The sequence below is a fragment of the Sphingomonas sp. ABOLH genome (genome assembly GCF_003951715.1).
Classification (GTDB): Bacteria; Pseudomonadota; Alphaproteobacteria; order Sphingomonadales; family Sphingomonadaceae; genus Sphingomonas; species Sphingomonas hankookensis_A.
On record NZ_QQWV01000056.1, the window covers coordinates 1 to 22,715 of the forward strand.

Below are 22,715 nucleotides of genomic sequence, written 5' to 3' on the forward strand. Positions count from 1 at the left end.
CCGTTCCGACTGCCGCCCGCCCCCTCCACCAGCCTGCGGCTGGTCCCCCTCCCCACATTGTGGGGAGGATCTCAGGCAGGTCGATGCGCTACATAAGCGGTGCGGAGACCCGCGACGAAGCCCAGTTTTTCGTAGAACCGATGTACCCGCGGATCGGAGCGGCCGCTTTGCAGCAGGACGTGGTAGCAGTCGGCCTGCCAAGCCAAGCCGAGTAAATAGCGGACGACGGCGCGACCATGGCCTTTACCCTGCCGGTCCGGACGGGCGGCGACGCTTTCGAGGAAACCGTGCCGCCTGCCATCACGCAGCAGATTGGGCGCAGTAATCAGTGTTGCGGATGCAACGATCGTGGAATCGACGATCGCCACCGCCACATGGGTCGCTTCCGATTCCAGTAACTCGACCCAAAGGGCGCCCCGGCGGTCGATGTCGGCCGCATCGCTGAACCCGACAGATTCATAGAGGCCGATCAGCGCAGAAAGATCGCCGTCTTCTGCCAACCGCACGATGCGATCGATCGCCTCAAGCCTTCTCCAGCGTGCATTGCAGCGGATGCTGGTTCTGGCGGGCGAAGTCCATCACCTGCGCGACCTTGGTCTCGGCGACTTCATAGGTGAAGACGCCGCAGACGCCGACGCCGCGCTGGTGGACGTGGAGCATCACCCGCGTGGCTTCCTCCATGCTCATGCGGAAGAAGCGTTGCAGGCACAGCACGACGAATTCCATCGGCGTGTAGTCGTCGTTGAGCATCAGGACGCGGTAGGGCGTCGGCTTCTTGACGCGGGTCTGCGTGGCGACGCCGAGGCCGGTCGAGCGGTCGTCGTCATGGTCGCGGTCGTCACCGGCCATCGGGATGCTGGGCTGTCGAGACATGTCGCCGCAAAATAGGGCATTGCCGGGGGACAGGGCAAGGGGGTGCGGCACCGGTCGATACCACCCCCGAAGCAAAAAGGGCGACCGCTCGCGCGATCGCCCCCTTCGTTCGACCAGGTGAACCGGTCGCTTACGCGACGGTCTTCACCTTGTCGGCGGCAACCGCAACGCGGTTGCTGATCGGCTGCGCGGCATCGCCGGCCAGCTTGATCATCATTTCCGTGGTCTTCGACGCTTCGGCGACGAACGAGTCGAACGACTGGCGCACGAAGTCCGACTGGAGCTTCATGAATTCGGTCGGCGACTTGACCGATGCCAGCGTCTTGGCGGTCGAGGTCGCGTGCTCGAACGACTTGCGGCCGTACTCAGCCATTTCCTGGCCGAGGGTTTCGAGGCCCTTGGCGGCGATGCGGCTGGCTTCGACCATCGCTTCGATGTTGCCCTTGGCCATCTCGTTCATTTCCTCGAAGCCCTTGGCGCCCTTTTCCATGGCGGCCTTCGCCTTCTCGTTCATGTCGGCCATCATCGCCTGCGCCTTGTTGGCGGCGTTCTGGGTGGTGGCGGTCGCTTCGTTGGTGACGTCCATGGTCTTTTCCTCGACTTGCGCGGTCACGGTCTCGACCGCCGCGGTGGTTTCCTCGACCGCGTTCTGCGCGGTTTCGACGACGGCTTCCGCCGCCTTGGCCACCGGTTCCACGACGGGCGCGGCATCGATGGCGGGTAGTTCAGCCTTAAAGGGCAGTTCGGCAGGAGCGGGCTTCGGTTCGGCGACGAACGGCACCGGCGGAACCTCCGCCTTGGCCGGCGCCTTTACCGGTTCGGCGACCGGCGCGACCGGCGTCGATGCGGCAGCCTCGACCGGAGCGGTCGCGGCCGGGCGGGTGGATCGGGAACTGGCGGGCTTGCGCGCGCCGGTCTTCGGACCTCTCGTGGCCACTCGACATCCTCCATCTACTACTGCTGCGTCGCACCAAATAGAGGAGGCCGGTTTCACTTTCAAGACGCTATTTTGTGCAGCGCAGCATAAAGTTACGCTACAGTATTCGCGCGTTATCGCGTCCGCACATACTCGCCGGGTGCATCGCACAAGGCCGGCATCGCGCCCTCGCCCGGCACCCGCGCGCCGGTGGCCGGAACGGTCGCGCCATCGGCCGCGGCGATCCATGCGCGCCAGTCCGGCCACCAGCTCCCCTTGGTTTCCTTCGCCCCGGCGACGAACGCCTCCAGCGAATCGGCCGCTTCGTCATTGGTCCAGTACTGATATTTCCCGGCCGAGGGCGGGTTGACCACGCCGGCGATATGCCCCGATCCCGCCAGCACGAAGCGCAGCGGACCGGTGAAATGCTCGGTCACCTTCCACACGCTTTCGGCAGGCGCGATATGATCCTCGCGCCCCGCCTGGATATACGCCGGCGTCTTGACGGTGGAGAGGTCGATCGGCACCTCGTCGACCGTCATCGACCCGGCCTGCACCAGCCGGTTGTCGCGATACAGGTCGGTCAGATAGCCCAGATGCCAGTTCGCCGGCAGGTTGGTGACATCGGCATTCCAGTGGAGCAGGTCGAACGGCGCATAATCGTTGCCGAGCAGATAGTTGTTGGTGACGTAGTTCCAGATCAGGTCGCGCCCGCGCAGCAGGTTGAACGTCGCCGCCATGTAGCGCCCGTCGAGATAGCCGTCCTGCCCGACCTGCCGGATCAGTTTCAGCTGTTCGTCGTCGACGAACAGGGAAAGTTCACCGGCTTGCGAAAAGTCGACCTGCGCGGTGAAGAAGGTGGCGGTGGCGACCTTCGCCGCCTCGCCCCGCGCCGCCAGCAGCGCCAGCGTCGCGGCCAGCGTCGTGCCCGCCACGCAATAGCCGATGGTATGGACCGATTCGACGCCCAGCAGATCGCGCACCGTGTCGATCGCGTCGATCTGCCCGCGCACGACATAATCGTCCCACGTCACGTCCTTCATCGACGCATCGGCCGACTTCCACGACACGACGAACACGCTGAGGCCCTGTTCGACCGCCCAGCGGATGAAGCTCTTCTCCGCCGTCAGGTCGAGGATGTAGAAGCGGTTGATCCACGGCGGAAAGATCAGCAGCGGGATCGCACCGACCGTCTCGGTCGTCGGTGCATAGTGGATCAATTCGTAGAGCGCGGTGCGCTTGATGACCTTGCCCGGCGTGGTCGCGACGTTGCGGCCCAGTTCGAACGCGCTGGTATCGCTCTGCGTCATCTGCCCCTTGGCCATGTCGGCCAGCATGTTCTGCAGGCCTTTCAGCAGATTCTCGCCGCGCGTCTCGATGATCTTTTCGACCACGACCGGATTGGTCGCCGGGAAGTTGGTCGGGCTCATCGCGTCGATCAGCCCGCGCGTGGCGAAGCGCAGCTGTTCTTTCTGCTTGGGCTCCACGCCGTCCAGCGCGTCGACGCTTTTCAGCATATGGTCGGCGACCAGGAAATAGCTTTGGCGGATGAAGGCGAACAGCGGGTCGTCATGCCATTGCTTCGCCTTGAACCGTTTGTCGCGGGCGCGTTCGGGCGATTCCTCGACCGGTTCGGCATTGGCCGGGTCGAGGAAGCGTTGCCACAGCTTCATCGTGTCGGCCCAGAAATCGGTCTGCGCCTTCACCATGCCGGTCGGATCGGGGATCGCCGGGGTCCGTTCCAGCAGGTCGATGCCCTGTTCCAGCATCATCTGCTGCGCGCGGCCGAGCATCTGCGTCCAGTGCTGCAGGTCCTCCAAGGACATTGGCGTGGTGGGCGGCATATTCGACTCGGCGGTCATTTTCTTCTCCCAGGGGCGCGCGGGCCTACCCGTTAGTTGCTTCGTAGCGTAAGGGCGATGACGAAAGGAACGAGAATGTCCGACGAATTCTACCGCATGAAGCGCCTGCCCCCCTATGTCATCGCCGAAGTGAACGCGATGCGGGCCGCCGCGCGTGCGGGGGGCGAGGACATTATCGACCTCGGCATGGGCAATCCCGACCTGCCGCCGCCCGACCACGTCATCGAAAAGCTGGTCGAGGTCGCGCGCAAGCCGTCGGCGCATGGTTATTCGCAGTCGCGCGGCATTCCCGGGCTGCGTCGCGCCCAGGCCAATTATTACGGCCGCCGCTTCGGGGTCGACATCGATCCCGAGAGCGAGGTCGTGGTGACGATGGGGTCGAAGGAGGGCCTGGCCAGCCTGGCGACCGCGATCACCGCGCCGGGCGACGTGATCCTCGCGCCCAATCCCAGCTACCCGATCCACATGTTCGGCTTCATCATCGCCGGGGCAACGATCCGCGCGGTGCCGACCACGCCCGACGAACATTATTTCGAAAGCCTCGAACGCGCGATGGCGTTTACGGTGCCCAAGCCCAGCGTGCTGGTGATGGGCTATCCATCGAACCCGACCGCCGAGGTCGTCGACCTCGCCTTCTACGAACGCGTCGTCGCGTTCGCGAAGGAACATGGGCTGTGGGTCATCTCCGACCTCGCCTATAGCGAGCTCTATTATGACGGCTGCCCGACGCCGTCGATCCTGCAGGTAAAGGGCGCGAAGGACGTCGCGATCGAATTCACTTCGCTCAGCAAGACCTATTCGATGGCCGGCTGGCGCATGGGGTTCGGCGTCGGCAACAAGAAGCTGATCGCGGCGATGACGCGGGTGAAGTCGTATCTCGATTACGGCGCCTTCACCCCGATCCAGGCGGCGGCGTGCGCGGCGCTCAACGGGCCGCAGGATATCGTCGAGAAGAACCGCCAGCTGTACCACAAGCGCCGCGACGTGCTGGTCGAAAGCTTCGGCCGGGCCGGGTGGGACATCCCCAGCCCACGCGCATCGATGTTCGCCTGGGCCCCGCTGCCGCCGGCGCTGGCGCATCTCGGGAGCCTCGAATTTTCCAAGCAGCTGCTGACCGAGGCCAAGGTCGCGGTCGCGCCCGGCGTCGGCTATGGCGAGAATGGCGAAGGCTATGTGCGGATCGCCATGGTCGAGAACGAACAACGCCTGCGGCAGGCGGCGCGCAACGTGAAGAAGTATCTGCAGTCGATGGGCGTCAATACGCCGGCGGGGCGCAGCGCGGGGTAACGCCGACCAGAGCACGACGGTACCCCCGCGCAGGCGGGGGTCCAGGGCGAGGAAACGCGACGTCTGTCTGCTTGGCTCTGGATCCCCGCCTGCGCGGGGATACGGTATGGTTGGGTAGGAGGCCGGAACCCCTTCCTGCTTCCCGGCGCTATAGGCAGCTACCAAAACCGGAGCGCGCCGATGACCACCCTGCCCCTCGAACTCACCCTGCTCGGCTGGTCGGTCGTGCTGCTGGTCGTGGCGCTCATGCTGCAGGGGCAGCTGGCGACGCGCGAGCTGGGCGTCAAATGGAACGCCGGTCCGCGCGACGGGGACCAGCATCCCAAGGGCGCACTGGCCGGGCGGGCGCAGCGCGCGCTCGACAATTTCAAGGAAACCTATCCGGCGTTCATCGCACTGGCACTGGCGCTGGCGGTCAGCGGGCGGACCGGGGGGCTGGGCGCGACCGGCGCGCTGCTGTGGTTCGTCGCGCGGATCGTCTATCACCCGCTCTACCTGTTCGGGGTGCCCTATGTCCGCAGCCTGGTATGGGTCGCGTCGATGTTCGGGCTGTTGCTGATGCTGATCCGCCTATTGTGACAAAGTGTTGCTTGCGCGGCCCCATATTTTCCTCGCTACGCACCGCCCAGCCCCTGTCGCACCCATGGCTGCCCCGCATTCCGCGCGGGCGGAGTCGTCGCCATGTTCCTGTTCAAGGGTCTTGAAAGCCATCCGCGCAGTTTCGTGAAGGCGGTGTCGTGGCGCACCGTGGGATCGATCGATACCTTCGTGCTGGGGCTGTTCTTTTCGGGATCGGCCAAGCTGGCGGGTGCGATCGCCGGGACCGAGGTCATCACCAAGATCCTGCTCTTCTATTTCCACGAACGCGCCTGGTCGCTGGTCCGCTGGGGTCATCGCACCGAGGAGGAGGTAGCGGAAGCGCCCGCGCCGGTGGCCGCCGCGTAAAATCATACTGATTCAAATCAGTTACCGCGATTTCCGTGCGACCATTGCCGCACGGATCGCGTTGGGTCGCAACTATTCCCGTTGAGGAGGTTCCGATGGCCCGACCGATGATGATCGCCCTGACCCTGTCCATGCTGGCCGCCGCCCCGGCGCTGGCGCAGACGCCCGCCACCTATGTCGCCAAGGCCGGTGCCAGCGACCTGTACGAGCGCACGTCGAGCCAGCTGGTGCTGCAATCGACCAAGGACGCCAAGATCCGCGACTTCGCGACGATGATGATCCGCGATCACCAGAAGAGCACCGCCGATGTAAAGCGCGCCGCCACCGCCGCGCGTGTCGCCGTGCCCGCGCCGAAGCTGGAGCCGGCCCAGGCGCAGATGGTCGCCGAACTGCGCCGCGCGACCGGTGCTGCGCGCGACCGGCTCTACGTCACCCAGCAGCGGACCGCGCATCAGCAGGCGCTGGCGCTGCACAGCGGCTATGCCCAGAACGGCACTGCCGCGCCGCTGAAGACCGTCGCCGCCGCCACCGCGCCGGTGGTGCAGCATCATATCGAGATGCTGCAAGGCATGTAATCGTGACGACCGGCCGGCGCAATCACCGGCCGGTCGTCAATCGCGCACCACGTCCTCGGGCAGCGACCAGATCAGGTCGCCCTTGCCCAGCACGCGCCCGTCATGGCTGTGCACTGCGACCGGCTGGATCGGACGGCGGTCGCGGGCATCGACCAGCACCGGCGTCGCCGCGACGCCCGTCTCCCACCGCTCGCCCCATTGCCGCAACGCGACCATCGTCGGCAGCAGCGCATAGCCCTTTTCGGTCAGGCGATATTCGATCTTGCGCCGGTCGCTTTCGACCGCACGCCGTTCGAGGATGCCGTGCCCGACCAGCCGCGACAGCCGGTTGGCGAGGATGTTGCGCGCGATGCCCAGCTCCGACTGGAACTCCTCGAAATGCGACAACCCGTTGAACGACCCGCGCAGGATCAGGAACGACCAGCGTTCGCCCATCGCCTCCAGCGCGGCGGGCAGGCTGCAATGGTTGGCCAGTTCGCGCAGCGGTTCTCGAAGGGCGGTCGTCATTCCTGCCGGTCTAGCGCAACCATGGGGGTAAGGGAAATAATGCGTTTTTCGCATCCGCAGCAAAGATAGCCATTTGCAACTTACATCGATGTATATTAGCGCCGGCATAACGAATCACCCGCCGGAGATGCGCGCCATGAAGACCCCCGCTTTGCTGACGTCCGCCCTGCTGTCCGCCGCCGCCCTCACCCTCCCCTTCGCCGCCGCCGCACAGCCGCGCGGCTATAGCGCGGTGCCCGCCACCGCCCCGACGATCGCGGCGATGATGACGCGCAGCACGCCGTGGAAATGCGCCGGCGACCGCTGCGTCACCACCCGGACCGAAGGCAGCCCGCTGACCATGTGCCAGCTCGCCGCAAAGGAACTGGGCACGCTCACCGCCTTCACCGCCAATGGCGAGGCATTCGCCGCCGAACAGCTCGCCAAATGCAACACCCGCGCCAAGAGTGCGTGAGGCGCCGTAAAAACGGTTGCATTCGGTCGTTGCCCCGCCCCATCTAGATTCCATGCTGCGGCAGTATGAATTGGTGGAGCGGGTCAAGGCCTATGACCCGGATGCGAACGAGGCGCTGCTGAACCGCGCCTATGTCTTTTCGATGCACGCGCATGGCAGCCAGAAGCGCGCATCGGGCGACCCTTATTTCAGCCACCCGATCGAGGTGGCCGGCATCCTGACCGACCTGCACCTCGACGACGAGACGATCGCGACCGCGATCCTGCACGACACGGTCGAGGACACCGTCGCCACGCACGAGGAAATCCAGGCCAAGTTCGGCGAGAATGTCGCGCGGCTGGTCGAAGGCGTGACCAAGCTCAGCAAGATCGAGGCGCAGACCGAGAACGAGCGCGCCGCCGAAAACCTGCGCAAGTTCCTGCTAGCGATGTCCGACGACATTCGCGTGCTGCTGGTCAAGCTGGCCGACCGGCTGCACAATATGCGCACGCTCCATCACATATCGAAGCCCGAGAAGCGCAAGCGGATCGCGCGCGAGACGATGGATATCTATGCCCCGCTCGCCGAGCGGATCGGCATGTACGAGTTCATGAACGAAATGCAGACGCTGGCATTTCGCGAGATCGAACCCGAGGCCTATGAATCGATCACCCGGCGGCTGGAACAGCTTGAGGAAGGCGGCGGCGACCGTGTCGCCAAGATCGGCGGCGACCTGAAGGCGATGCTCGACCGTCACGGCATCGCGGCGGAAGTGTCGGGCCGGCGCAAGCATCCCTATTCGATCTGGCGCAAGATGTCGGAACGGCACGTCACGCTGGAGCAGCTGTCCGACATCATCGCGTTCCGCGCGATCGTCGACAGCGAGGAGGAATGCTACCGGGCATTGGGCATCATCCATCGCCGCTGGCCGATGGTGCCGGGCCGGTTCAAGGATTATATCTCGACGCCCAAGCGCAACGGCTACCGCTCGCTCCACACCAGTGTGATCCATGCCGAGAATATGCGGATCGAGGTGCAGATCCGCACGCACGAGATGCATGCCCAGGCCGAATTCGGCCTCGCCGCCCACTGGGCCTACAAGCAGGATGCGGTGCGCCCCGATACACAGGTCCGCTGGATTCGCGACCTCGTCGAAATCCTCGACAATGCCGAGAGCCCGGAAGAGCTGCTCGAACATACCCGCATGGCGATGTATGCCGACCGCATCTTCGCCTTCACGCCCAAGGGCGAACTGCACCAGCTGCCCAAGGGCGCCACGCCGATCGACTTCGCCTACGCCGTGCACACCGATCTCGGCGATCAGGCGGTGGGGGCGAAGGTCAATGGCGGCGTCGTGCCGCTTCGCACCGAGCTGAAGAACGGCGACCAGGTGCAGATCCTGCGGTCGAAGGCGCAGCGCCCGCAGGCCAACTGGTTGAACTTCGCCATCACCGGCAAGGCACGTGCCGCCATCCGCCGCTATATCCGCCAGCGCGAACGCGACGAGACGGTGGCGCTCGGCACCAAGCTGTACATCGAACTCATCGCGCGCCTGCCGGTCCCGCCGGGCAGTGACGCGCTGGGCGAGGCGCTCAAGCGGCTGAAGTTGACCGACGAGGCGGCGCTGTACGAAGGGCTGGCGCGCGGCAAGCTGAGCGAGGAAGCGGTGATGGAGGCGGTGATGCCGGGCGTCATCGCCAATCGCCTCGCCGAACCGATCCCAGCCCAGCGCGCGCCGATCGAGATCAAGGGGCTGACCGCAGGGGTCGGCTACGACCTCGCCACCTGCTGCCATCCGGTGCCGGGCGACCGCATCATCGGCGTCCGGCGTGGCGCGGGCCGGTTCGAAGTGCACGAGATCGGTTGCAGCGAGATCGAGGCGATCGACCCGCACCATTGGATCGACCTGACCTGGGGCGACAATGCCGAAGGGGCGACGGCGCGGATCGCGGTCACGCTGAAGAACGAACCCGGCGCGCTCGGCGCGGTCGCGACCGTGATCGGCGGGCACAAGGCGAACATCCTGGGGCTCCGGCTCGACAACCGCGACACCACCTTCCACACCAACACCATTGATGTGGAAGTGCGCGATGCGGCGCACCTGATGAAGCTGCTCGCCGGACTGCGCGCGGCCGATGCGGTGAACAAGGCGGAACGGGTTTAGGGCGACGCCCCCTACCCCGTCCCGGAGCGTACCCCCGCGCAGGCGGGGGTCCAGAGTAACGATCGGCGTCGCCAGCGGCTCTGGACCCCCGCCTGCGCGGGGGTACGGATACTAACCGCCGGCTCGCGACCGGCGGCCTCCCCGATCAATCCTCGGCGATCAGGCTGTCCTTGCGCGTATCGCGCATCCGCAGATACACGATCAGCGAAATGCCGATCATCGCGGTGACGTACCAGTAGAAGCCCTGCTCCCACCCGGCGGCCTTGAACTTCAGCGCGACCCATTCCGCCGTGCCGCCGAAGATGGTGTTGGCCAGCGCATAGGGCAGCGCGACGCCCAGCGCGCGGATATGCGCCGGGAACATCTCCGCCTTCACCACCGCGTTGATCGAGGTGTAGCCGGTGACGATGATCAGCGCCGCCATCACCAGCAGCCCGGCGGTGAACATGTCGGTCGTCCGCTCCAGCGTCGCGAAGATCGGATAGGTGAACAATACGCCGGCAATGCCGAAGGCGATCATCAGCGGCTTGCGCCCGATCCTGTCGCTCAGCGCCCCCGCCACCGGTTGCAGCAGCATGAAGATGAACAGCGTGACCGCGTTGATCTGCGTCGCCGCTTCCTTCGAGAAGCCCGAGGTGTTGACCAGGAACTTCTGCATGTAGATCGAATAGGCGTAGAAGGCGAGCGTACCGCCGGCGGTCAGCAGCATGACCAAAGCGGTTTCCTTCGGATGGTGGCGCAGCAGCGTCAGGAACCCCGACTTGGGCGCGTCGGACGCCTTGACGTTCTTGAAACTCTGCGTCTCGGCGAGGCCACGGCGCAGGCGGAAGACGACCACGGCCAGCACCGCGCCGATCACGAACGGGATGCGCCAGCCCCATTCCTCCAGCGCCGGCTTGCTCATGACGTTCTGGAGGAGCAGCAGCAGCAGGATCGCGAGCAGCTGGCCCGAGATCAGCGTGACATATTGGAACGACGAGAAGAAGCCGCGCCGATCCTTGCCGGCCATTTCCGAAAGATAGGTCGCGCTGGCGCCATATTCGCCGCCGACCGACAGGCCCTGCATCAGCCGCGCGAGCACCAGCAGCGCGGGCGCCGCGACGCCGATGGTTTCATAGCCCGGCGTCAACGCGATGATCAGCGACCCCGCACACATCAGCGTCACCGACAGCGTCAGCCCCGACTTGCGGCCGTGCCGGTCGGAATAGACGCCCATGACCCACGCGCCGATCGGCCGCATGACGAACCCGACCGCGAACACCGCCGCCGTGCTCAGCAGCTGGGCGGTCTGGTCGGTGCCGGGAAAGAAATGCGGGGCGAAATACAGGGTGAAGGCGGCATAGACATACCAGTCGAACCATTCGACCAGATTGCCGGTCGACCCGCCGATGATCGATTTCAGGCGCGCATTGGTCGATGTCGTCGCGTCCTGCGCGAGATGCGGCGTGGGTGGGGTCGCCATATCGTCTCCCATTATCCTGTGATGATGCCGTCAAGGGGATCGATCACGCGATAGCGGTGCCGCGCGCGGCGTACCAGCGTCGATCCGGATGAGCGACGCGACGTCGGGAACAGGCGGTTTTCGAAAACGGGGCAGCGACGCCGACGGGGAACCCCGTCGCGGCCAATGCAAGCGCGGTATCGTCGCAACGCCACTGGCGCGCCCGACATAACGAAGGTGGGCACTCAGATCATTGGGAAATTGTGGTGCCAAAGGCGACTTAACGGTGTTTCTACCGGATATCGTTCGATGGCGACCTAATGATCACACATTGAAATACATTGCTGTGTTCCGAATCCAAGATGGCCGATTTTGGGACTTTCCGGTAATTCCAGATGGTGCCCGCCAACGACTGTTTTCGTCAGAACTGGTCATTCCGGGCTGGGTCGCATTCGTAGCCGCATATGAGCAATCCTAACCGTCTGCCGACAGGCAGGTCCGCGAGCCAATCGCGGTGAGCCGCCCTTCGGTAAGGGAGCAGTTGGCGATCATCCGGACGCATGTTTGGCGATAAGATCGTGCACCTGTGCAGGATCAAACGCGACGTCCCACGACCACTGGCCGAACCCGCCCGTCGAATTGATGGCACGCACCCACTCGTCCAGTGCTTCGCGCTTGGCCTTGTTCTGCTGGCTGTCTGTTCCCTTGATTTCAAGCGCCAGCGTCTTCCCGTTCGCCAGCCTGACGATGAAGTCGGGAATGTAGCGGCGGCGTGATCCTTGCCAGAGGTAATGTATCTGGAAGCTCAGGTGATCGTTCTTGGCATAGGCGATCACGTCCTCCCGGCTCTCGAAAACGTTGGCTGCGTACTGTTCCCACGCCGAGTCTCCGACCACATGGCTGATATGGGATTTACCGGTCGGCATGTTCGGTTTGGTTGTGTACCACGCCCGCATCTGGCCGGTGCTGCCAATCGGGTTCTCTTCGTCGAAGACCGGCGTCAGGGCAGCGATGTTCTGCTCGGTCACGAACCGCAGGACATGCCGCACGATCAGATCGATGTTTAGCGCAATAAGGATGCGGCGGCGCACCGGATCGCTATGGAACAGCGACGGAATGTCGATCTTGTCCGACCGCAGGAAAGTCTCGACCAGCCGGATAAGCTGGAAGACGAGGTATTCCTCGTTACCCTTGAAGTTGCCTTTGAGTTCGGCGAACGCCTTGCGGGCGGCAACGAATGTCAGCCGCTGAAGGCGGAACTCTTCGGGCAGCAATGACAGGTCGATAGCTGTCACCTTGCTCATGTCCGCCGCACCGCCAAGCGCGGGGGCGATCTCGGCACTGATGACGGTTGCGACCGGATTGAGGGTCAACGGCTCGACCTTCGCCCATTCCACTGTCAGTTCCGGCTTCACCACCGTTTCGATACGGAGGACGTTCGGCCACTTCAGTTCAAGTGAGGCACGGTCAGGCACCACATCAATCTGTGTGCTGGGTTTTGGCGGCGGCGGAGCATCGCCGCCTTCGCCCGGCTCATAGATCGAAAGCGGAACACCGAAGACGTTGACGTATTCCGGCAGGAACAGGCCGTTTTCGTCCTTGTCGTAACCGACACGGCGCAGCCCTCGACCGATGACCTGTTCGCAGAGTAGCTGCGATGTGAATGCCCGCAGCCCCATGATGTGGGTAACGTTCTTTGCGTCCCAGCCTTCGGACAACATGGCGACCGAAATGACTTTCTGGAGGTTCTGACCGGCACCGCCCCGCTTTCCGACATTGTCGATGATTTCGCGGAGTAGTTCCTCCTTCTTCATCGTCCCAAGGCGTTCCTTCTTGGTTTCAGGGATCGCGGCCTCGTCGATCACCTGTTCCAGGCGGGCCTCATACCCCTTGTCCGCGCTGGCTGTCTCGCCAACTTCGGCCTTCTCCATGACGCGGGAGTCCACGCGAAGGGTTTTGCCCGGCGCGTTTAATTCCGGCCAAAAGCAATCGCCCTGATTGAAGTAGTGCTCGATGCGCGCCGCCGTCTCGGTGCGGTTACACACGGTTAGCATGACCGGGGGCGAATGATGGCCAGCCCAATCCTTTGCTGTCACCCGCCAGTCAGCCCCGAGGATCGTGTAGGCGTCTTGAACCAGCTTCGGCAGGGCTTCGTGCGGCTCGGCCTTGCGGTTCAAGTCCTCCGCCACCGCCGGATCGCGATAGATGTGGTAGAGCTTGGACCGCATCGTCTTGGCGTCCGGCATGGCATCGTCCCGCACCACGACCCGCGGCGTTTTCACCAGCCCGGCTTCAATCGCATCGTTCAGGCCAAAGTCTGAAACGATCCACTCGAACAGCGCGGTATCGGTGCTGGCCTTCCCGGTCGGTGCAAACGGGGTGGCTGACAGGTCAAAGCACCGTTGGATGCGGCGTGTCTTGTGCAGACGGTCCAGCCCCCCGATCCAGCGGGTAGCTTCGTCAAGGTCGATGCCAGCTTCCTCAGCCTGCTTCTTGCTGATCTTGACCTCAGCCGGCTTGCGATAGGCGTGGTGGGCCTCGTCGTTGATGACGACGATATCCTTGAACGCGGCGAGCTTGCCGAGAACGCGACGGGTAAATGCCTCGTCGGTCTCCGCGCCCTTCTTGACCACCGAGCGCTTCGGCTCAGACGCTGGCATGAGCGTATGCCAATTTTCGATCAGGATTTCCGCCTGATTGAGCTTCTGCCGCAGCGCCTCGGACGGGCACAGGTTGAACTCGTCATAGTAGCTGCCCGCGCTGGGAATCAGCACCTGAAGCCTCCCCTTCACCGTCAGGCCGGGAGCGACGATGAAGATGGCCCGACTGAAGTCCTTGTTCCGTTTCGAATAGGTCAGCGCGTTCAGCACCTGCCACGTGATGATCATCGCCATCACCGTAGTCTTGCCCGCACCTGTCGCCATCTTGTTACACAGGCGCTGCCACGGCCCGCCATCGCCGGGCACATAGATGCCCTGCTTGTATTCCTCCGCAGCTTCGATGCACCAGATCAGCGTCTCGATGGCCTCGAGCTGGCAGAAGTAGAACGGGTATTCCCGCGCCGTGTTGTCATGCCAGTGTTCGAGGAGGCGCCGGGTTACGATGGTCACGCCGGGATAACCGGCATCACGCCATTGATCGACGCGCCCCCGGATCGTCTCGACCAGTTCGAGTTTTTCCGTCCGCCGCGTGTTATTGCGGGCGTCGAACACTTCATAGCTGGCGGGACGACGCTCCGGAATGATTTCCAGTGTACCGTCCTGCTTTGGTGCCCAATGCTGCTGAGGGCACACGAACGGCGTGTTGATGATGAGCGACTTGCTCTTGGTCACCGCCGTCACTCCAGGTTCATGATCTTGAGCGACTCGATGCCCCGGTCATCGACAATTTTGACCGCAACCCGGCGGTGGTCTCCCGCCTCGAAGGGCAAGGAATCCGTGCCGTTGAATTGCTCCAACGAGTCCTCGTCCAATTCGGCGCGGATCGTCTTCTTCAGGCGATTCCAGCCGTCCTTGGCCCCGGCCATCGGGAAAAAGACCTGATGCGGCATCAGGCTGCGCCCGTCATAGTCAGTGTCGAGCGACCACATGGCAATCTCGGACTTGCCGCCCGAAACCAGTGTGCCTTCGCGGGGGTCGAAATAGTCGAAGCCGTGGACCTCGATCTGCCAGTTGTCGCCCACCCGCTTCAATTCGACCTCTGGCTGCCCCATCAGCCAGAACGACTGGTTGGACGACCGGGCCTTTTTCAGGTCCTCGGTCAACAAATCGGTGTTCATCTGGGCCTTGAGCAACGTAACGCCGGGCCAGTTGAGTTCGTCGATATCCTTCGCCGCTTCGGGGTCAAAGGTGAAAGCGCAGAAGACCACAAACTTGGGTTTAGGCACGAGGGTCTGGGCATCCTCAATAGCTCGCTCGACCTGCTTCTGTTCGAGCGCGGCGTGTTCCGGGCCGAAGCTGACAACGACCCGCTCGCCGCTGTCCAGCGTGCCGGATGCATGGAGATGCTTTACGCCCGGTATGGCCTCAAGGTCGGTGAACTTCAGCATGGCCCCGCCTTTGGCGCGGATACCGGTGCGGATCAGTTCGTCGCGCCATTGCGTCTGTCGAGAGGTTTCGCCTGAGCGGGCGACCGTAACATCGGCCTGCTCCGCTGGTGCCGACTCGTCTAGCGAAAGCACTGTTAGCGCGGGCACAGCTTCCACCGAAAACGGACCGGTAATGCGCAGGCGAGTTTCGTCCACCTTCGGCTTGTCGTAGAGCGGCTCAGGTTTGGCATGAGCCGCAATCGAGCGATCCATTTCTGCTTGCATAGCCAAGCGAGCAACGTGGAAATCCACAAAGGGCTTACCAATCGCCTCTGGCCAGTCTTCCGGTGCTACAAATGGCACCTCCCACTCCTCCAAGCGCTGACGCTCAGAAAACTTGACTGTTTTTCCTTTTCGCGCCCCCTCTGTCACTTTGATCGGCGAAGCTGAGGCATTAAAAAGTGCATCATTCAAAGCGTTGAGTGCTGCCTCTATGGCCGGATGCTTGGCATCATAAATCGTGTCGATATCCGGATTGTTTGCGATGCTCTTCAGCTTGATGTGAGGCACGGTTTGATATTCAAATCCACCACGCAAACCTTCCTGTGGATAGCGCAGGTGATAGTAGTCAAAGCTACTTGTCATTAGGCGCTGTTTTGCCAGCGTAGTCGCCACGCGACTCGTATCGCAGGTGATCCAGCGTCGCCCCCACTTCTCAGCGACAAACGCAGTAGTCCCAGAGCCGCATGTAGGATCAAATACGAGATCACCGGGATCGGTCGTCATCAACAGGCAGCGCTCCACAACCTTCGCTGACGTTTCAACCACATAGCGCTTATCGGAAGCAAAGCCCGCCACACCCGTGTCTTGCCAAAGGTTGACGATTGGGAAGACCGGGAAATCGTCAAAAAACCGGATATATCGTAACGTTGACCCGCTCACCATCAAGCGGCCCGCCTTGCGAAGTTTCGGCATCGATGACTCTTGGGTTTTCCAATATCCGCTGGGATTGACGGTCATACCCCTGAAGTCCACGGGGTACTTTGTGCCTGGGCTCTGGCTTTCAACGCTCTGCGATGTAAAAATGCGCCAGCCAGCTTTCATGGCTGCCTGTGAAATATCCTCATTCTTGGCCAATGAACGCTGAAAGCCATTTGGCTCTTGCACGCGATTGTATCCGCTTGCCCCTTCACCCCCGAGTACCTTGCTATTGTATATTTGGTTGTACTTGAGCTTAGTGGTATCCTTCGCGAACCAGACCAAATAGTCCGACACGCCCGCCAATCGCGAGTCAGACTGGCCAGCAGTTTTGACAAAGCTAATTACCGATATGAAGTTCTTCGCCTCGAAGACCTCATCCATGATTTCGCGAACGTGGTGCAGGTTTTCGTCTGAAATCTGAACAAACACACTCCCGCTTTCGTGCAGGAGTTCCTTTGCCAGCAGCAACCGGTCACGGAGGTACGTCAGGTACGAGTGGATGCCGAGTTCCCACGTATCCCGGAACGCCTTGATCATCTCGGGTTCTTGTGTAAGGTCCGCGTCGGCTCCGTCCTTCACGTCCCGCTTGTTTGTGAACGGCTGGAAGTTTGACCCGTATTTGATGCCGTAGGGCGGATCGATGTAGATCATCTGCACCTTGCCGGCCATCGACTCCTTGTGCAGCAGGGAGTTCATCACCAGCAGACTGTCGCCCGCGATCAGCCGGTTCGACCAGCCCTTTTCGTGATGGTAGAAATCAAGCGCTTGCCGGAGCGGCAGGTTCTCAAACGCGGCAGCAAACAGGTCCGCCTGCCGCCATGCCTCGCCCGCCTTCTCGCCCTTCAGTCGCTTGCGCGCATTGGCAAGGATCGTCGCCGGGTCCACCCGCTCATGCACGTGCAGTGACACAGTATCGACAGCGAAGCTCGTCCCCTCAGCCTTGCCCGCCCAGTTGAGGTATGGCTCCTGAAGCCGCTTCAGTTCCACCAGTGCATCACGCATCGCATCGGCATCACCTGACGCCAGCGCATCGTCGATCAGCTTCTCGACTGCTCCGCGCTGGCTGTCGAACATCAGTTCCGGGTCGAGGTGGGGATCGTATTTCCACACCGTCTTGGGCTGGTCCGGATCGTTGTCCGGATGGACCATGCCCACCTCGGGGTTGTTCACGCGGGTTTCGGTGTGGCGATAGCTCAGCACCTGCATGGGCCCGTCAGCCTTGCGCGCCAACTTCTTCTTGCCGGTCGCTGCTTTGGGGGCTGAAGGGCCGGCAGGCTCCTGCGCAGTCAGCGCAAAATCAGCATCGCCCTCCTCGTCTTCGTCGTCCTTGAACCCGAGCAGGAACACCGATCCACCACGGCCTCGGCCCTTGCCGAGTAGGCCTTCGTCCACCAGCTCCTCCTTGGCCGCGCCATACTCCCCGTCCGTCAGCCCCGGTATGCTTTTCCGGAGCAGCGCCACCAGCGCCATGTTGCCGATGGCCGAGCCATCCTTGGGCACGGTGGCAAGGATCAGATTGCGGATCGACGATGACATTATGCAGAAGGCCTCTGAGCACATTCGATTTTGTGAACACGCTAGCCGCGAAACCTGTCTCCGTCACCTCTTGCCGAAAAGCGCGCGGTGATGGCATCGGTGCTTGGGAAATAAGTCGCTGAGACGCTGATCGGGACAGTATTTTAACATGCCCTACGATGGGCACGAGCTCACGGTGCGGAAATGGGGGAGTCGCTGGGCGCGGGAACGACGGCAGTTGGGCGCACAGCCGTTCGGCTGCTGGATTGCATGCGAGTGACCGGTTCTGACGTGAACGGACGTTCAAGCGTCAACAGCTGAATGCCTTAAACTGGTCGGAAGAAGACTGGATGAATGACGTAGAAAGCTATCTGTGAGCGGGCGGCGTGATCCGCCACGCGACTGTTCAGTGCGACCGGGCCGAGCTACCGTCGCTGTCGATTGAACCGAAACAGAAAACGCCCACCGCCGAGGGGCGGTGGGCGCTCGTGCCACCATCAACTTGGGAAGCGTCAGCTGTCCTTGATCGTGGTGTTGGGGCTGCGCTTTCCGTGCGCGGTCGTTACGAACCGCCCGGAGATTGCGCTGCGATAGGTGCCAGTGCTGCCACCGCCGGCAGCCTCGCGAACAGTCGTGCGCGGAGACGCCTTCCCGTGCGCAGCAGTCACGTAGCGACCCGAGATCGCGCTGCGGTAGGAACCGCCACTCTTGCCCTTGGCCATATTCATCACTCCAATCGTCGAAGTTGGGGCCGCGCGGTCGCGCGACCCCGGTTTTGCGTCAGCCGCGCGGCGGGAACGGATCCCCACCGAAACTGTCGCGTTCGCGGATCTGGCCATTACGGCCGTGGATCAGTAGTTCGCTCTGCTGGTTGCGCGCGATGTCACGCGCGGTGCCGATTGCTTCGGACTGAGTGGTGTGCACCGAGGTCGCCCGCTCATTGCCGGCGCCACGAACTGCCCAGCCGCCCGCGTGCGGCACCACATGCTGGTTCTTGCTCATGTCGATATTCCTCCTTCCTCGCGCTGTCGGGTAAGCCAGCTTGCGACACCGCTCCCGAACCCCGTGATTGGCATTCAGAAAGGTAGGCTGATCTCGGCAGCATCCACGGACATCGAAATTTATTCTACCGCCTTGTCCGCGAGCCGCTTCCGGGTCAGCCTACTCAGGAAGACAGACTGAAAGGGAGTGACGCGATCCGAGACGTGCTCGACCTCGAAGAAATCAGGTCCGCTCTTGACGGCCTGATCCAGATCGACCTTGTCCGCCTGCGCCGTGCAGGTAGCAAGTTCGCACTGGCCCTCGACTGCACGGTGGACGATCTCATCAGCGACGCGGTGTGTTCCGCCTATTCCGGCTCGCGCGAGTGCCGCAGGGACCTCCCCATCCTGACCTTCCTCATCGGCGCCATGCGAAGCATCGCATGGAACGCGAAGGTGTCCTCACGGAAAGCCGGGAGAGGGGTCTCTCTCGATGCCACCGGCACCGATGGTCGCCCTCTAGTCGTTCTCAAAAGCAACGCGCCGGACGCCGAGACCCTGATCCTGCGCGCTGAGGACGTGGCGCTGAGGATCGCCGCCCTGGAGGATCTGTTCGCCGATGACGAGCCCGCATTGCTCGTCATCATGGCTGACCTGGACGAACTATCGAAGGAGGAAATCATGGCTATGAACGAAATGTCCGAAACCACCTACAACAGCACCCGCACCCGCATTCGCCGAAAGATGGAACGGAGGTTTCCAAACGGGTGGACTGCGTGAGCGGCCCAGAGAAAAACGATCCCACGCTCCACCAACTGATCGACGAAGCCGTAGAAGACCTGATGAAGCTGAGCGATGCCGAACTGATGGCTGAGCTCGCCGAAGAAGGTGCCGACCCGGAAGCGGAAGCCCAGGCCGCGCGCAACGCGATCGCCGCAGGCATCGCCCGCGCGGGTCGCGCGCGTCTCGTCGCAGCACGAACAGCAGTGGATCGTGACCGAACAGCGCGCGTCCTGCGCTCCCCGGTCCCCGTCGCCATGCGCGCCAGCATCCTGGAGCGCTTCGCAAACGACGATCCGAAGCTCAAGTCCCGCCTCACCATGGCGGCCCGAAAAGGCGAAGGCATCACAGAACAGGAGATGGACTCTATCCTCGCCGACCTGCGCGAACTCGGCGTGATCGACGACGAGGGGAACCTGATTGAGCGGTGAAACCCCGGCGGAGGTGCTCCTGCGCTCCCTGGGCGTTACCAGTCCCGACGAGATCGACCTCGAAGCAATCGCCTGGTCCATGGGAGCCAAAGTTCGTGAGGCGGAGCTGCCAAGCTGCGAAGCACGCATCATCGGTTTCCAGGATCAGGCGATCATCACAGTCCGCAACTCCGGCGATCCGCGCCGCCGTCGCTTCTCGATCGGACATGAACTCGGCCACTGGTTTCATCATCGCGGCCGCTCCTCCATCTGCCGCTCGAGCGACATCGGCAATCCCGGAGCCGCCAGCCAACTCGAAAAGCAGGCCGACCGGTTCGCTGCGGATCTCCTCATGCCCCGCTTCCTCTTCGGCCGGTCAGCCGCACAACTGAAGCGGCCGGACTTCGAAGGCATCGACATGCTCGCAACCACCTTCACGACGAGCAGGCTCGCGACCGCCCTCCGCTGTGTCGACATCGACTCTTGGCCAGCTGTCCTCGTTTGCCACGGTCCTTCCGGTCGACGATGGTTCAAGCGTGCCGACAGTGTCCCCGACGACTGGTTCCCCCGAGAAGATCTCGATCCCTCCTCGCCTTCGTTCTCCGTGATGTTCGGAGCCGTCGAGCGCTCCAAGAGCCAGGCCGTCGCCGCCAGCCTCTGGTTCGATCGGCGCGATGCCAGCCGCTACCGCATCACCGAGCAGTCGCTGAAGGCGCATGGAGGCACGATGCTCACCCTTCTTACACTCACCGATCCGAAGATGTTGACCCAAGGAAGCAGATAGTCCCGGTAGCCGCCGCCGATTGGCTGCTGGCTTCGGCCTAGGCGACTCCCCACACGTCTTTCAGCAGCGCTTCGCGAGTTATGAATGGCGGCAAATACAAGCATCGCGACCCGTCGTTTTCGCGCCGGCCAACTGACAGCTTTCAGCGTAAGCCGACATATCCAGTGCAGACTGGAACGGCGTATTCTGGGTCGACAGATGTCGCGAGAGTGGGCCGTCGGTGATTGGGGATCGAAAATCCGTCTATGAGCTTCTCGGATGGGTCGCCCCCCGTGCTGGCAGATACAATTTAATGTTTCGTCGCCGATGACAAATGCGAGCTACCTTCGAATGTCAAAGCAAGGGACCAGAGCGCTGTCTTCGTGAAAAAGCGCTCAGTCTGGTTTTGCCGGGTTTCGTGCAATAGGCCGAGCCAGCAAAGCGGCCGCAGGACATGCACATAGACGAGCGATTTTATATGGTAGTTCTTACCGGTACTGCCCGTCAGTCTGGCGCAAAATTGGTGATCCGTCACACCTGAATGGGCTTCGCTGTTCACGGCGTTGAGGACGGAAACCCATTCGATTTCCAGCATGTCATCCTGACCAGCGGAAAGGAGCAGATGCTGTGCCAGGGTAATCCAGAGGCTCGCCGGATGCTCCAACAGATCCTTCCCAATTTTGGTTATGTGCAAAAGGCCTTTGCGGTGACGGGCGAGCTTGGCGGCCAACAACAACTCGTGCAAAACCACCAAGGGTGGGAAGTCATGCTCATTCAAGACTTTATTGATCGCGTAGAGTTCGTCTGCGGTATATCCGGGCCAATTGAAGGCTTCCGCGGCCCAAGTAACAAAATGTCGCTTTAATGCCCTGTTTGGCGTCAGCTCGATCGGGCCTACTTCTACAAGATGACGCAAGGTGAGCATGGCCGCTCGGTGGAGCGGTGATAACGCCAACTGCGGGGCGTCGGCGGCTGGGGCGTGAAACTCGATCATCGCAAAAAGCTTCTGCCGCGCGACGGAGCTGGAAACAACAACCGTCATAGCACTGAAATGCGAAAGCCGACCGACGGATCATGGAGGGGGGAAATTGCTGACAAGACGCTCGAAAATCGGTCGTGCGAGCGATAAAGCGCCCCCCGCACGCCCGTGTCTGCAAACGTTCTGCAGATGGCCAATGTGGCCACAGGAGAACGATCATGGAGATGCCTGAAAGAGAAATCACCGCAACCAAGCGCTCGGTCTGGAATGCGGGAAGGACCGTCGGCGCGAAGCGCGCTCTGAAACCGAAGCAGATTTGGGAAATCCGTTTTTACCTCAACCAACGCCGCCGCCTGCGAGATCGGGCGCTGTTCGATCTGGCAATCGACAGCAAGCTTCGCGGCTGTGACCTGGTACAGATGAAAATCGGCGACCTCGTCAGCGGCGGGCAGATCCGAACACGAGCAATCGTAATGCAGCAGAAAACAGGTCGGCCCGTTCAGTTCGAACTGCTACCGGACGCTCGGGCCAGCCTGCTGGCTTGGCTCGAGCGGCGCGGTGGCACGGTGGATGACTATGTCTTCCCCAGTAGGGTTGACCATAACGGGCATCTCAGCACTCGGCAGTATGCTCGGCTTGTCGATGAATGGGTGACGGGGGTTGGCTTGATGCGGAGCGAATACGGCACCCATTCACTCCGCCGAACGAAGGCATCGATAATCTACAGGGCCACCGGCAACCTTCGTGCTGTCCAGATCTTGCTCGGCCATAGCAAGATCGAGAATACGGTTCGCTACCTTGGAATCGACGTGGAGGATGCTCTCGCCCTTGCCGAGAATACCGAGATCTGAACCTGATGGCGCCCGTTCCGGTGTGGAGCCGGATACGGGCGCTTGGGACTTTGCTGCCGTTCGCAAGCGATGGATCGGAGAGCAGCTCTTGCCAGAAGAAGCCGACCTTCAGCGATCATTTAGCCGGCAGGATGTCAGAAGGGGTTGACCATCCCCAAGCGTCTGCAGCCGGTGCCAACCGCTACCGACCATTCGACAGCTCCGACCCACCATGTCTTCGGCATCAGTATCGCTGCGGCGAGGTAAGACGGGGTAGCCCTACCGATCAAAACTCCGACCCGCACAAGGCGCTCTCAACCTAGGGTCAGGACCCATTGATGTGAGCGTCGCGATCTGATTCAGGCTCCGCGAGGAGACCGGAATGAGTGACCTGTTTTGGCTGACGGATGAGCAGATTGAGCGGCTGCGGCCGTTCTTTCCCAAGAG

At 62.4% G+C, this 22,715-nt stretch carries 21 protein-coding genes; 10 read left to right on the forward strand and 11 right to left on the reverse strand.

Annotated features, from left to right (window positions below; all coding sequences use genetic code 11):
* Nucleotides 1-71: 71 nt before the first annotated feature.
* From CA237_RS17535 to phaC, 4 genes are all read right to left on the reverse strand, one after another.
* Nucleotides 72-506: a GNAT family N-acetyltransferase gene (locus CA237_RS17535; protein WP_206433011.1), complete on the reverse strand. Its 435-nt coding sequence runs from the start codon at nt 504-506 to the stop codon at nt 72-74.
* 16 nt (nt 507-522) lie between these two features.
* On the reverse strand, nt 523-849 hold the full coding sequence (clpS, locus tag CA237_RS17540; protein WP_066688376.1) for an ATP-dependent Clp protease adapter ClpS: 327 nt from the start codon (nt 847-849) through the stop codon (nt 523-525).
* A gap of 154 nt (nt 850-1,003) precedes the next feature.
* Entirely contained in the window at nt 1,004-1,810 is an 807-nt protein-coding gene (gene phaP / locus CA237_RS17545) for a phasin family protein (RefSeq protein WP_066688374.1), read from the reverse strand.
* A 113-nt stretch (nt 1,811-1,923) separates the two neighbouring features.
* A complete protein-coding gene (gene phaC, locus CA237_RS17550; RefSeq protein WP_126015014.1) occupies nt 1,924-3,651 on the reverse strand; it encodes a class I poly(R)-hydroxyalkanoic acid synthase in 1,728 nt (575 codons plus the stop codon).
* Between the two features lie 75 nt (nt 3,652-3,726).
* On the opposite strand from phaC, the gene CA237_RS17555 reads away from it, so the two are divergent.
* The 4 genes from CA237_RS17555 (at nt 3,727) to CA237_RS17570 (ending at nt 6,458) form a co-directional block, all read left to right on the forward strand.
* Complete coding sequence (locus CA237_RS17555; RefSeq protein WP_066688371.1) at nt 3,727-4,938, forward strand: LL-diaminopimelate aminotransferase; 1,212 nt, start codon at nt 3,727-3,729, stop codon at nt 4,936-4,938.
* A 180-nt stretch (nt 4,939-5,118) separates the two neighbouring features.
* Nucleotides 5,119-5,517, forward strand: a complete 399-nt coding sequence (locus CA237_RS17560; RefSeq protein ID WP_066688369.1) for an MAPEG family protein — start codon at nt 5,119-5,121, stop codon at nt 5,515-5,517.
* A gap of 102 nt (nt 5,518-5,619) precedes the next feature.
* Nucleotides 5,620-5,883, forward strand: coding sequence for a DUF2061 domain-containing protein (locus tag CA237_RS17565; protein WP_066688367.1), 264 nt, complete (start codon nt 5,620-5,622; stop codon nt 5,881-5,883).
* A 95-nt stretch (nt 5,884-5,978) separates the two neighbouring features.
* Entirely contained in the window at nt 5,979-6,458 is a 480-nt protein-coding gene (locus tag CA237_RS17570) for a DUF4142 domain-containing protein (protein WP_126015016.1), read from the forward strand.
* A gap of 36 nt (nt 6,459-6,494) precedes the next feature.
* Here CA237_RS17570 and CA237_RS17575 read toward each other — a convergent pair whose 3' ends face one another.
* Entirely contained in the window at nt 6,495-6,965 is a 471-nt protein-coding gene (locus CA237_RS17575; protein WP_066688365.1) for a helix-turn-helix domain-containing protein, read from the reverse strand.
* Between the two features lie 136 nt (nt 6,966-7,101).
* On the opposite strand from CA237_RS17575, the gene CA237_RS17580 reads away from it, so the two are divergent.
* Nucleotides 7,102-7,419, forward strand: a complete 318-nt coding sequence (locus CA237_RS17580) for a hypothetical protein (RefSeq protein WP_126015021.1) — start codon at nt 7,102-7,104, stop codon at nt 7,417-7,419.
* Nucleotides 7,420-7,471: 52 nt separating this feature from the next.
* Nucleotides 7,472-9,562 (forward strand): bifunctional (p)ppGpp synthetase/guanosine-3',5'-bis(diphosphate) 3'-pyrophosphohydrolase, encoded by a 2,091-nt coding sequence (locus CA237_RS17585; protein WP_066688361.1) that lies wholly within the window; start codon nt 7,472-7,474, stop codon nt 9,560-9,562.
* A 145-nt stretch (nt 9,563-9,707) separates the two neighbouring features.
* Here the strand turns inward: CA237_RS17585 and CA237_RS17590 are convergent, their stop codons facing one another.
* From CA237_RS17590 to CA237_RS17610, 5 genes are all read right to left on the reverse strand, one after another.
* Nucleotides 9,708-11,024 (reverse strand): MFS transporter, encoded by a 1,317-nt coding sequence (locus CA237_RS17590; RefSeq protein WP_066688359.1) that lies wholly within the window; start codon nt 11,022-11,024, stop codon nt 9,708-9,710.
* Nucleotides 11,025-11,551: 527 nt separating this feature from the next.
* Nucleotides 11,552-14,335, reverse strand: coding sequence for a DEAD/DEAH box helicase family protein (locus CA237_RS17595; RefSeq protein ID WP_126015023.1), 2,784 nt, complete (start codon nt 14,333-14,335; stop codon nt 11,552-11,554).
* Nucleotides 14,336-14,340: 5 nt separating this feature from the next.
* On the reverse strand, nt 14,341-17,547 hold the full coding sequence (locus tag CA237_RS17600; RefSeq protein ID WP_126015025.1) for a site-specific DNA-methyltransferase: 3,207 nt from the start codon (nt 17,545-17,547) through the stop codon (nt 14,341-14,343).
* Nucleotides 17,548-18,038: 491 nt separating this feature from the next.
* A complete protein-coding gene (locus tag CA237_RS17605) occupies nt 18,039-18,248 on the reverse strand; it encodes a hypothetical protein (protein WP_126015027.1) in 210 nt (69 codons plus the stop codon).
* Between the two features lie 58 nt (nt 18,249-18,306).
* The gene (locus CA237_RS17610; protein ID WP_126015029.1) at nt 18,307-18,528 is read right to left on the reverse strand and encodes a DUF2188 domain-containing protein; all 222 of its coding nucleotides are present in this window, start codon (nt 18,526-18,528) and stop codon (nt 18,307-18,309) included.
* A gap of 203 nt (nt 18,529-18,731) precedes the next feature.
* On the opposite strand from CA237_RS17610, the gene CA237_RS17615 reads away from it, so the two are divergent.
* From CA237_RS17615 to CA237_RS17625, 3 genes are read left to right on the forward strand one after another with little or no spacing between them, the layout of a single operon-like run.
* Nucleotides 18,732-19,286 carry a hypothetical protein gene (locus tag CA237_RS17615; RefSeq protein WP_126015031.1) on the forward strand — a complete coding sequence of 185 codons (555 nt, stop codon included), beginning with the start codon at nt 18,732-18,734 and terminating at the stop codon, nt 19,284-19,286.
* Nucleotides 19,283-19,717 carry a hypothetical protein gene (locus tag CA237_RS17620; RefSeq protein ID WP_126015033.1) on the forward strand — a complete coding sequence of 145 codons (435 nt, stop codon included), beginning with the start codon at nt 19,283-19,285 and terminating at the stop codon, nt 19,715-19,717. Before CA237_RS17615 ends, CA237_RS17620 begins: the two co-directional genes overlap by 4 nt.
* The gene (locus CA237_RS17625) at nt 19,707-20,480 is read left to right on the forward strand and encodes an ImmA/IrrE family metallo-endopeptidase (protein ID WP_126015035.1); all 774 of its coding nucleotides are present in this window, start codon (nt 19,707-19,709) and stop codon (nt 20,478-20,480) included. Before CA237_RS17620 ends, CA237_RS17625 begins: the two co-directional genes overlap by 11 nt.
* Nucleotides 20,481-20,769: 289 nt before the next feature.
* Here CA237_RS17625 and CA237_RS17630 read toward each other — a convergent pair whose 3' ends face one another.
* Nucleotides 20,770-21,453 carry a hypothetical protein gene (locus CA237_RS17630; RefSeq protein ID WP_126015041.1) on the reverse strand — a complete coding sequence of 228 codons (684 nt, stop codon included), beginning with the start codon at nt 21,451-21,453 and terminating at the stop codon, nt 20,770-20,772.
* 203 nt (nt 21,454-21,656) lie between these two features.
* Here CA237_RS17630 and CA237_RS17635 point away from each other — a divergent pair, with 203 nt between their 5' ends.
* Complete coding sequence (locus CA237_RS17635; RefSeq protein WP_126015037.1) at nt 21,657-22,289, forward strand: tyrosine-type recombinase/integrase; 633 nt, start codon at nt 21,657-21,659, stop codon at nt 22,287-22,289.
* Nucleotides 22,290-22,715 lie beyond the last annotated feature (426 nt).